8 protein-coding genes are annotated in these 11,669 nt (G+C 67.6%); all 8 read left to right on the top strand.

Annotated features, from left to right (window positions below; all coding sequences use genetic code 11):
• Positions 1–66 precede the first annotated feature (66 nt).
• Entirely contained in the window at positions 67–1,284 is a 1,218-nt protein-coding gene (locus CKO40_RS10400; RefSeq protein ID WP_200346138.1) for an AAA family ATPase, read from the top strand.
• On the top strand, positions 1,277–1,975 hold the full coding sequence (locus tag CKO40_RS10405) for a hypothetical protein (protein ID WP_200346139.1): 699 nt from the start codon (positions 1,277–1,279) through the stop codon (positions 1,973–1,975). Before CKO40_RS10400 ends, CKO40_RS10405 begins: the two co-directional genes overlap by 8 nt.
• Positions 1,976–2,051: 76 nt before the next feature.
• Entirely contained in the window at positions 2,052–2,210 is a 159-nt protein-coding gene (locus CKO40_RS10410; protein ID WP_200346140.1) for a hypothetical protein, read from the top strand.
• Between the two features lie 253 nt (positions 2,211–2,463).
• Positions 2,464–6,243, top strand: coding sequence for a BREX-2 system adenine-specific DNA-methyltransferase PglX (gene pglX, locus CKO40_RS10415; protein ID WP_200346141.1), 3,780 nt, complete (start codon positions 2,464–2,466; stop codon positions 6,241–6,243).
• Between the two features lie 385 nt (positions 6,244–6,628).
• The gene (locus CKO40_RS10420; RefSeq protein WP_200346142.1) at positions 6,629–6,847 is read left to right on the top strand and encodes an addiction module protein; all 219 of its coding nucleotides are present in this window, start codon (positions 6,629–6,631) and stop codon (positions 6,845–6,847) included.
• A gap of 85 nt (positions 6,848–6,932) precedes the next feature.
• Entirely contained in the window at positions 6,933–10,751 is a 3,819-nt protein-coding gene (locus CKO40_RS10425; RefSeq protein WP_200346143.1) for a BREX-2 system ATPase PglY family protein, read from the top strand.
• Positions 10,752–11,002: 251 nt separating this feature from the next.
• The gene (locus tag CKO40_RS10430; protein WP_200346144.1) at positions 11,003–11,245 is read left to right on the top strand and encodes a ribbon-helix-helix domain-containing protein; all 243 of its coding nucleotides are present in this window, start codon (positions 11,003–11,005) and stop codon (positions 11,243–11,245) included.
• Between the two features lie 2 nt (positions 11,246–11,247).
• Positions 11,248–11,658, top strand: a complete 411-nt coding sequence (locus CKO40_RS10435; RefSeq protein WP_200346145.1) for a putative toxin-antitoxin system toxin component, PIN family — start codon at positions 11,248–11,250, stop codon at positions 11,656–11,658.
• The last annotated feature ends 11 nt before the right edge of the window (positions 11,659–11,669 follow it).

An 11,669-nucleotide genomic window follows, 5' to 3' on the forward strand; every position in this document is an offset into this window, starting at 1 on the left:
GATAGGCCTGGCTTGATCCCTGGCACCAGCAAGAGCAAAAACAGTCCGCGCGACCTCACCGTCAACATGCTACGCACGATCCACATTGAAGGATTCAAGTCCATTGCATCCGAGGCGCTGGACTTAGGACGAGTCAATTGCTTTATCGGTGCCAACGGCGTCGGCAAGAGCAACGTTCTCGAGGCCATCGGTATCCTAGGTGCCGCGGCCGCTGGGCGCGTGGACGATGAATCACTGTTGCATCGAGGTGTCCGGGCGGGAACGCCGACGCTCTACAAGGCGGCGTTCACCGGGGCGCGTGTCCCACCGCATATCATGCTGAATGCCGAGAGCGAAGCGGGTGCCGGTTACCGGGTTGCCTTGCTGAATCCCCTCAATGATCCGCAGCCCGCTTGGTCCTTCAAAACAGAGAACCTCTACGCCGGTCAGTCGGGCAATCTTGTCACGCGCGGTGTCAAGTCGGTGAATCTTGAACCCACGGCCGGGCTTGCTGCGCTGCGATTGGTCGATATTCCAGCGGGCTCTCCTCCTGCAAAGCTGATGAGCGGTCTCAAGAATTATGCGATCTACTGCCCCAACACGCCGGTTCTGCGCGGCTTGGAGCCAGATTCGCAAGCCCGCGCCCCTGTCGGACTGTGCGGCGGGCGACTTGCCGAGGCCGTTCAGGAGCTGAAGCGCCAACTGGACAAGGACTCGTCGGACGATTCGCGCGCAGACGTTCAGGCGGGGCTTGATGAGAACCTGTTCGAGAGCGTCATCGAGCTGCTGGATTGGGTGGATGATCTCGACACCACCGATGCGCCCGGCGCACTCTTGTCGAGTTCGGTGCCGCGCGGCCGACTCGTGCTGAGATTCAGGGACCGATTCATGAGTCAGAGCAGGAACCAGCTGACCGCCTATGACGCCAGTGAAGGCGCCCTGTACGTTCTGTTTACTGCGGTCTTATGCCTGTCGGACGCCGCGCCGCAGATCTTGGCGATCGACAACCTCGACCAAGCGCTGAACCCAAGGCTCGCGACACGACTCACCGCTAGTCTTTCGCATTGGCTCGAACGCAGCAATCCACACCGGCAATTGCTCTTCACGGCCCATAATCCAGCGGTGCTCGACGGTCTCGACCTCGCCGACGATGGGGTGCGCCTGTTCGCGGTCGAGCGCACGACTCAAGGCCAGACCAGATGCCGGCGCATCAGGCCGACCCAGGAGTTGCTCGAGCAGAACCGACAATATCCGTTGTCCCGCCTCTGGCTGCGGGGCGATCTGGGCGCCGTGCCAAATGTCTGAGCCGCGCATCGGCATCGTGGCCGAGGGCACGACAGATCATGTCGTGATCACTTCCGCACTCACCGCGATCCTGCCGAAAGCACCGATTGTAACTCCGCTGCAGCCGGAACCGACGCTGCCAAGACTGGGCGGCGGTTGGTGTGGTGTCCTCAAATGGTGTCTCCAACGGGCGGGAGAAGGCGTCGGGCGACTGGAGGATGACCCGACGTTGGAGGGTTTCGACCTGATCGTGCTGCATGTCGATGCAGATGTCGGTGGAGCGATCTATCCCAATTGCGGCTCCGGGATTGAGGAAAGCGAGTCGAGGCTCGGGGCACTGCCCTGCGCCAAGCCCTGTCCGCCCGCCGCCGATACCGCTGATGCCCTGCATGCTGTCGTGCTGAGCTGGCTGGGTATCTCGTCGTTTGGGCCTCGAACCCTGCTATGCATTCCATCCAAGGCCATCGAGTCTTGGGTTGCTGTTGCCCTGCTGCCGGCGGACCATGCCATCCGCGCAAATCCCGTCGAGTGCCTGAGCGGGATGGAAGACCGGCTCAAAGCCCTCCCATTGGCACAGCGCATCAAGAAGACCAAGCGTGATTACCAGAGACGTGCGGCGCCGGCGGTGGCGCAGCATTGGGGTGACATCCGCGCTTGCTGTGAACAGGCGGAGCGGTTTCACCAAGCGGTCGCGAAAGCGCTGTTGCAATAGGGGCGGACACCAACAGATCGCACGGTGATCGCCCCAGCGCCTCGCCGAGGGCGAGGTCGGCCACGCGCTGCTGCTCTTGATCGCGAGCGACGGCACCGGCCCCGGCGCCCGCATCGAGGGCGTCAGCGTGCCGGACGGCCCCGGCCGCCGCGAGCACGCGACTATCCCGAGCCACTGGTTGCAGGCGGACTGGGCATCAGAGGCGTTCGGGCTGCGCCGCGGCCCAGAGCAATAGGTGGGTGTCGAGCAAGAGCTTCACGAGGCGGTGTCGCCGCCGAAGAGGGCCTCGATCTCCTGGCCGCCCATGCGGTCGAAGTCCCGTTTGATCTGGTCATCGCTGCAAGGCCGGATTCCGCTCGGGCTCCGAGACGCTCACCGCCTGCTCGGCCCGGATAAGATGGGCCCTGTGCGACGCTAGGCGATCTTCGACATCCTGATCGCCGGTCGCCGATGACGGTCCCCGAAGACATGAAGGACGTTTCTGCAGCATGATCGACCCCCAGCGCCTCCTCGCCGACCTCCAGGACCTGCTGCCGCAGCTGGAGCAGGACATCCTCGACTACGCGCAGGCCGAGCCCGAGCGCGCGGCGGCCCTGCGCGCCGAGTACGAGCAGGCGCGGTCGGCGGAGCGCACCGCCGAGCACTTCACCGACTGGCGCGCGGCGCAGGTGACCCAGGCCGCCGCGGCCTGGGTGCTGACCGGCGTCTTCGTCCGCTTCCTGGAGGACAACGGCCTGCTCGACGCCCCCTATCTTTCCGGCCCCACCGATGCCGACCAGGCGCATCAGGGCCGCGGCGGGCTAGCGCAGGCGCGCGACCGGCTCACGGTCTATTTCGACGCCCATCCGACCCATGCCGAGCGAGATTACCTGCTGTGGGTCTTCGCCGAGCTGGAGCCGCTGCCGGCCATGGCCGAGCTGCTCGACCGCGCCCACAACCCGTTGTGGCGGCTGCCGGTCTCGGCCGACGGCGCCAAGGCCCTGCTCGACTTCTTCCAGCGCCTGGACCCGGAGACCGGCGCCATCGCGCACGACTTCAGCTGCGCCGCCGACGGCGCCGGCTGGGACACCCGCTTCCTCGGCGACCTCTACCAGGACCTCTCGGAGGCGGTCCGCAAGCGCTATGCGCTGCTGCAGACGCCCGAGTTCGTCGAGTCCTTCATCCTCGACCATACGCTCACCCCGGCCCTGGCCGCGTTCGGCCTGCCGGCGGTGCGCCTGATCGACCCGACCTGCGGCTCCGGGCACTTCCTGCTGAGCGCGTTCCAGCGTCTGTTCGCCGCCTGGCAGCGGCGCGAGCCCGCGACCAACGCCCGCGCCTTGGCCCAGCGCGCGCTCGATGCCGTGCATGGGGTCGACATCAACCCCTATGCGGTCGCGATCGCCCGCTTCCGGCTGCTGATCGCGGCGATGGAGGCCAGCGGGGTTCGATCCCATGGGGGCCGGCTCAAGGACGCGCCGGACTTCCATCTCAACCTCGCCGTCGGCGACGCGCTGCTGCACGGCCCGCGCCACGAATGGGAGGGGCAGGGCATCCAGGCCGACCTGCTCGACGACGGCCTCGCGCACTGCTTCCAGAGCGAGGACGCGGCCCGGCTGCGCGCGATCCTCGGCCAGCGCTACCACTGCGTGGTCGGTAATCCACCCTACATCACCGTCAAGGACAAGGCGCTGAACGCGGCCTATCGGCACAAGTACCCGACCTGCCACCGGCAATACTCGCTCGGCGTGCCCTTCACCGAGCGCTTCTTCGATCTCTGCCTGCCGGCGGGCGCGGACGCCGGCGGCCAGCAGCCCGCCGGCTTCGTCGGCCTGATCACCGCCAACAGCTTCATGAAGCGCGAGTTCGGCCGGAAGCTGATCGAGGCCTTCCTGCCCGGCAAGGCCCTGACCCATGTGATCGACACCTCCGGCGCCTACATCCCCGGCCACGGCACGCCGACCGTGATCTTGTTCGCGCGCAACGAGCGGCCGAACGGCGGCGCGATCCGCGCCGTGCTCGGCATCCGCGGCGAGCCGAGCACGCCCGGGGATGCGGCGCAGGGCCTGGTCTGGCGGTCCATCGTCGAGCTGTTGGAACGGCCGGGGAGCGAGAACGAATTCGTGAGCGTCGTGGATCAGGAACGGGGCTCGTATGGGAGCCACCCTTGGAGCTTGGGAGGCGGGGGGGCCACGGAAGCAAAAGTGCTTATCGAAGCGGCCGCGAAACATACTCTAGGCGAGTCCGTAACGGCAATGGGCCGAATCACTCATACCGGAAGTGACGAAGCCTACTTTCTCCCCAATGGCTGCTTAGCGCGGCTAGGTATTGCCTCTGACTCTGTGAAGGCGCTCGTGGAAGGCGATACGGTTCGTGACTGGCAGATTGAGCCGGTCACGGAAACCTTGTTTCCCTATGGACCGGATCTTCAAGCGATACACGATGATCCTGCGGATAGGCGAATCCGGCTTCTGTGGCAACGGAAGCCCTATCTCGTCCGCCGACGAGAGCCTGGAGGAACTCATGAGGAAATCGGGCTCACTTGGTTCGAGTGGAGCCGGTGGCACCCTGAACGTTTCTCGGTGCCATTGGGGGTCACCTTCGCCTTTGTCGCCACCCATAACCATTTCGTCCTCGACCGCGGCGGCAAGGTCTTCAACCGTTCCGCGCCGGTGATCAAGCTGCCGGCTGGCGCGAGCGAGGCGGATCATCTGGCGCTGCTAGGGCTTTTGAACAGCTCCACCGCCTGCTTCTGGATGAAGTGCATCTTCCATAACAAGGGCAGCACGGTGGACGACCGCGGGGCGCGACAAACGACGGTGGCGTTCGAGAACTTCTACGAGTTCACCGGCACCGGCCTGAAAGACTTCCCAATCGCCTCCGACCCCAACCACCAAGCCCGCGACCTCGCCGCCGTCCTCGACCGGCTCGCGCAGGACCTCGCGAGGCTGGACCCGGCCGAGGTCCTGGCCGCCACCCCCGAGGACCACCCTATCGAGATCAGGTCCGCGCTGGCCAGCGCCGAGCGCGACGCGGATGGGCTCTGGCGTCGGATGATCGCGCTGCAGGAGGAGCTGGACTGGTGCTATTACCGGCTCTACGGCCTGACCGACGAGGACCTCTGTTACCGGAGCGAGTCGGCCCCGAGCCCCGCTGAGACCGCCGCCGGGACTGCCGCCGAGACCGCCATCGGGGCCGTGCCCGAGCTCGCGCTGGGCGAGCGCCCGTTCGAGATCCGGCTCGCCCGCCGCGTGCAGGCCGGCGAGACCGAGACTACCTGGTTCGAGCGCCACCGCAGCCAGCCGATCACCGAGCCGCCATCACATTGGCCCGCCGACTATCGGGAGCTGACCCACCGCCGGCTGCAGGCGATCCAGGATAATCGCTGGATCAGGCTCGTCGAGCAGCCCGAGTACAAGCGCCGCTGGAACCGTGAGCCCTGGGCCAAGCGTCAGCAGCGGGCGCTGCGCGACTGGCTGCTCGACCATCTGGAGCAGGCGGCGCGCGCTGCCGGCGCCGAGCTGATGACCGGCGCCCAGCTCGCCGATCGCGTCCAGTCGCGCGATGATCCGCAACAGCGCTTCCAGCAGGTCGCGGCCCTCTACAGCGGCAGCGACACCTTCGACCCGCAGGCCCTGGTGGTCGAGCTGATCGCCGAGGATAGCGTGCCGCAGATGGCCGCGGCGCGGCTGAAGCCGAAGGCGATGGTGAAGTTCCGCGCCTGGCAGGAGACCTGGGACCAGCAGCGCGCCGAGGATGCGATCGATGCCCGCGTCGAGCGACCGGAGTCCGACCCGGCTCATCTCAGCGCCGAGGCGGCGGCCCGGCTCAAGGCCGAGCAGATCGGCGCGATCCCGCTGCCGCCCAAGTACGCGAGCACCGATTTCCGCAAGCCGAGCTACTGGGGGCTCCGAGGGAAACTGGACGTCCCCAAGGAGCGCTTCTTCAGCCTGCCCGGCTGCGAGAAGCCCGGCGACAGCACACCCGTCATCGGCTGGGCCGGGCTCGACCACCTGCAGCGCGCCCAGGCCATCGCCGCCTGGTATGTCGAGCGCAAGGAGCGCGACGGCTGGGACGCCGATCAGCTCATGCCGATGCTGGTCGCCCTCGACGAGCTGATCCCCTGGCTCAAGCAATGGCACAACGCGCTCGACCCGACCTACGGCACCCGGATGGGCGACTACTTCGAGGGCTTCCTGCTCGAGGAGCTGCGCAGCCTGGAGCGCCCGCGCAGTGATCTCACCGACTGGCAGCCCCCGGCCGCCACCCGCGGCCGCCGGCGCAGATGAGCGTGCGCCCGGGCTGATCGTTCCCACGCTCCGGCTTGGGAACGCGTCCCTGCCCGCTCCAGCGGCCCGTGTGAAGGAAGGAGGACATTGATGGGCCGCAGTCGCTACGTCATCACCGAGCCCGACAAGCCGCATTTCCTGCGCGAAGCTGATCGCCCTGCTCGAGCAGGATCGGGTCGTGCGGCTCCTGGAACGGCTCCGGTTCCCCGAGAAGCGCCACAAGACGGACCGGGAGTACCAGTTCTGGTCAAGAGGGCTCACATGCGGAGATGGTCTTCAGTGAGGCGCTGATCTGACCGCCGGGCGCCGGCCGGGCCTTGACGATGTCGCCGTGACCCGATGACATAGCCGCAGACACGATGCGTTCCAATCACCGGGAGCAGCCATGAAGCTCGATTTGCCGCTGGATCAGATGTCCACCGAAGACAAGCTCCAGGCCATGGAGGTGTTGTGGGAGTCGCTCAGCCGAGACGCGGGCGAGATCGCCTCTCCGGCCTGGCATGGGGAGGTGCTTGCCGAGCGCCTGGGTGCCCTGGAGCGCGGCGAGGTGGAATTCGAGGACCTGAATGAGGTAAAGCGAAAGATCCGCAGGCAGATCTCGTGAAGATCAGGCTACTGCCGAGCGCCCGAGAGGACTTGGTGAACGGCTACCGCTTCCTCGTCCAGCGCGGACGCACACGGACAACCCCATGACGACCCTGATCAAAGACCTGATCCCGATCCCGGAGCGGGTGCAGCGCAACGACTTCGTGCTGAACCTGGCGCACGGGCTGGAGCCGGAGGCGGTGGCGCAGACGCTGGCGGACTATGTGGTGACGCCGCAGCTGGCGCGTTGCTTCGAGGATGCGCTGGGCTTCATCAGGAGCGCAGTAGCCGGCGGCGCGAGCGGGAATCAGAACCGCAACAAGGGCGCCTATGTGCACGGCAGCTTCGGCAGCGGCAAGTCGCACTTCATGGCGGTGCTGGACCTGCTGCTGCAGGGGCACCCGGATGCGCGCGCGATCCCGGAGCTGGCGCCGGCGGTGGCCAAGCACAGCGAGTGGATGCAGCGCTGCAACATCCTGCTGGTGCCCTATCACATGATCGATGCGCCGAGCCTGGAGGCCGGCGTGCTCGGCGGCTATGCCCGCTGGATCGCGCGCCGGCATCCCGAGGCGCCGGCGCCGGGCTTCTATGTGGCCAACCGGCTGTTCACCGACGCCGAGGCGCTGCGCGGTCACATGGGCGACGCGACCTTCTTCGCCGCGCTCAATGCGGCGCGCGCTGAGGCGGGGCGGGCCGAGGCGGGGCGGACCGATGCCGCCGACGGTGCGGCCGATGCTGTCAGCGGCTGGGGTGATGCGAGCGGCGGCTGGGGCGATGCCGCCGGCGATTGGGGCGATGCCGCCGGCGGGTGGGACGCGGCGCGCTTCGATGCCGTGGTGCGCGGCGAGGCCAGCGCGGAGGACCGCGCGGCGCTGGTCTCGGCGCTGGTCGACAGCCTGTTCCAGTCCTATGCCGATGTCGCGGCGAGCCGGGGCGCCGGCTTCGTCGACTTCGACGAGGGGCTGCGCATCCTCACCGCCCATGCCAAGGCGCTGGGCTATGACGCGGTGATCCTGTTCCTCGATGAGCTGATCCTGTGGCTCGCGACGCGGCTGTCGGACCAGACCTTCATCAGCCGCGAGATCCAGAAGATCGTGAAGCTGGTCGAGGCCGGCATCCCGCGCGCGCTACCGATGGTGAGTCTGATCGCACGGCAGCGGGATCTCAGGGAGTTCGTCGGCGATCAGTACAGCGGCATGCAGCAGACCATCTTGAGCGATGCCTTGCAGTACTGGGAGGGTCGCTTCCACAGCATCACGCTCGAGGACCGCAACCTGCCGGTGATCGCCGAGCGCCGGCTGCTGGCACCGGTGGACGCGGGCGCCAAGGCGCGCATCGACGAGGCCTTCGCCCAGACCGAGCGCATGCGCGAGGAGGCGTTCAACCTGCTGCTGACCAGCCAGGGCGACCGCGCCATGTTCCGCAAACTGTATCCGTTCAGCCCGGCGCTGGTGCAGGCGCTGGTGGCGCTGTCCTCGGCATTGCAGCGCGAGCGCACGGCGCTGAAGGTGATGCTGATGCTGCTGGTGGCCCAGCGCGAGCAGCTGGTGCTCGGCCAGGTGATCCCGGTCGGGGACCTCTACGACGTCATCGCCTCCGAGGCCGAGCCCTTCTCTGAGCTGATGCGCGCGCACTTCGACAACGCCAAGCGGCTGTTCGAGCGCAAGCTGGTGCCGATGCTGGAGGGCGAACACCAGGTGCGCTTCGCGGACCTGGACGCGCTGCCGGCCGACGATGCCCGGCGGATCGCGTTCACCAACGACCTGCGGCTGCTGAAGACCCTGGTGCTGGCGGCGCTGGCGCCGGAGGTCGAGAGCTTCAAGCAGCTGACGGCGACCAAGCTCGCGGCGCTCAACCACGGCACCATCCGCTCGCCGGTGCCGGGGCGCGAGGCCCAGACGGTGCTGACCAAGTGCCGCAAGTGGGCCGGGCAGGTGGGCGAGATCAAGATCGCCGACGAGGTCAATCCGACCATCGGGCTGGCGCTGTCCGGCGTCGATACCGAAGGCATCATCGAGCAGGCGCGCATCAACGACAACGACGGCAACCGCCGCCGGCTGATGCGCGAGCTGGTGTTCGATGCCTTCGGCATCCGCGACGATGGCCAGCTCTTCGTCGAGCACGCGATCCTGTGGCGGGGCACGCGCCGGCGCGTCGAGGTGCTGTTCCAGAACGTCATCGAGATCACCGACGACAGCGTCTTCGAGGCCCGCGGCGAGCAGTGGAAGCTGATCATCGACTTCCCGTTCGACGCCGGCGGGCATACCCCATCGGACGACCAGGCGCGGGTGCGCGAGTACGAGGCCGCCGGCGGGCAGTCGCTGACCCTGTGCTGGCTGCCGTATTTCTTGAGCGAGCCGATGCAGAAGAACCTCGGCAAGCTGGTGGTGCTGGAGCAGGGGCTGAAGAGCGACGACAGCTTCAGCCGCTACAGCAGCCACTTGAGCCCGCAGGATCGGGCCAGCGCGCGCACCTTGCTGGAGAATCAGCGCAGCCAGCTGCGGGCGCAGCTGCGGGACACGCTGATCGGCGCCTATGGCGTGGCCGAGCCGATGCCCGGGTCGCTGGCGAACGTCGGGCTGCTGGAGACGCAGATCATGTCCCTGCAGCCGGGCTTCAGCCCGCGCCCGCCGCGGGGCACGACCATGGCCCAGGCCCTGGAGCAGCTGCTCGCGCAGGCGCTGGCGTTCCAGTATCCCGATCATCCCGAATTCGAGGACGAGGTCCGGACGGCGGACCTGGGCAAGGTCTTCGGCGAGCTGCGCCGGGCCTTCCATGCCGCCAACGGCCGCATCGAGGTCGACACCCCACTGCGGCCGCTGATGCGCCGCATCGCCCAACCGCTCGGGCTCGGCGCGATGCACGAGCGCCATTTTCTCTTCAAGCCGGACTGGCCGCAGCACCTGAGCCGTGAGCTGGCCAAGGCGGCCGGGCGGGGCGCGGCCGAGCACGGCGACGGGATCAGCGTCGCGCGGCTGCGCCGGGCGATCGACCAGCCGCGGCCGCGCGGCCTGCCGCTGCCGGTGCAGAACCTGCTGATCATGGTCTTCGCCGAGTACGGGCAGTATGCGTTCACCCTGCACGGCGGGCCGGTCGAGCAGGTGACGCTGAAGGAGGTGCGCGACGATCTGGTGCTGGTGAAGCAGGCGCTGGCCGACCCGGCGGCTTGGCAGCAGGCGCTGACCCATGCCGGTGCGCTGTTCGGGCTGACCCTGAGCCCGCTGCTCACGGCCACCAACCAGAACCGGCTGCAGGAGGAGGTGCGCGCGTCGGCCGCGGCGAGCCTGCCGGCCTGCCGCGCGCTGGTCGATGACCTGACGGCGCAGCTCGGCGCGCTCGGCCTGCCGCAAGCCGGCAACCGGCTCGCCAATGCGCGGCTGGCGGTGCAGGTGCTCGAAGGGCTGCAGGAGCAGGAGGGGCCGGCGCTGGTCGAGGCGCTGGCGGCGATCGAGCCGGCCACGAGCCTGCAGGCCCTGGCCAAGGGCATGGCCTCGGCGAGCCGGGTCAGCCATGCGCTGGCGGACAACAACTGGGCGCTGCTGACCAAGGTCTGGAGCGGCGGCGACCCCAAAGGCGAGCGCATCAAGCAGGCCGTGACCGCGGCGCTGACGGCCGACGAGCTGGTCACCGAGCTCGCGCCGACGCTGAAATGGGCGCAGGACGAGGCGACAGCGCTGATCGCGCCAGCGCCGTCGCGGTCGCCAATGCAGCCAGGGCCGTCGGATCTGCATTCGAGCGCCGGGGCGGTGGAGCCAGCAGAAACGCCGCCGCTGCGTCCGCCGCCGGGCAATAAGGTGGTCAGGCAGGAGGCGAAGAGCGGCCTATCGGCGCGCGAGGCCAAGCGGGTGCTCAGTGAGCTCGCCCCGCTGCTGGAAGAGGGCGTGACCGTTGATCTGAGCTATCGCATCGTCGGCGAAGACTGAGACGGCCCTGATGGTTCCCGACCTCAGCGTGGGAACCCGAGTCCGCGACGCTCCGGCGTCGCGTGGCCCGGGCCGCTGGAGCGGCCGGGTATGCGTTCCACGCTGGAGCTTAGGACTGATCACGAGGCGATGGTCGTAGCGGGCGGACACCCGGCGTTTGGGCACTGGGCGAAACGGTGGTGATCGAGGCAGATTGCTCGATCTGGATTTTTAGGTGTATAAGCGCACAAACATCTACCTGAGGCGTCTCGATGACCCGTTGGAACCTTGCCATCTCATCGGAAACCGACCAGGCCGTGCGGCTGTTCCTGGCGCGCCACGGCCGAGCGCGTAAGGGTGATCTGTCCCGCTTTATCGAAGAGGCGGTGCAGGCGCGCATCCTGGAGATCACCACGCACGAGGCCAAGGCCGAGAATGCCGCTGTGGACCCCGCCGAGCTGGAAGCGATGGTTCAGGAGGCCCTCGACTGGGCCAACGACTGGGCCAAGCGCTGACGATGCGTGTCGTGCTGGACACCAATGTGCTGTTCAGCGCGCTGATTTCGCCGCACGGCTGTCCGCATGCGATCTATCGCGCCTGGCGTTCCGGCCGCTTCGAGCTGGTAACGTCCAAGGCGCAGCTCGACGAGATCCGCCGCGCGAGCCGTTATCCGAAGTTTCAGTCGGTCCTACAGCCGACGAGAGTCGGGCTCATGGTGAACAACCTGCAACGAGCGATTGTGCTCGAGCGGTTACCTGTCGATGTGGATGTCGATGATCCCGATGACGCATTCCTGATGGCGATGGCGGAAGCCGGTGATGCGGATTACCTCATCACCGGCGATCGCCGCGCGGGCCTGTTGCAGCGGGGCCATGTCGGGCGAGCCCGAATCATCGAGCCAACGGCATTCTGCGAGACGGCGCTCTGAAAGAGGAAGGC

The organism is Halochromatium glycolicum, from assembly GCF_016584085.1.
GTDB lineage: Bacteria > Pseudomonadota > Gammaproteobacteria > Chromatiales > Chromatiaceae > Lamprobacter > Lamprobacter glycolicus.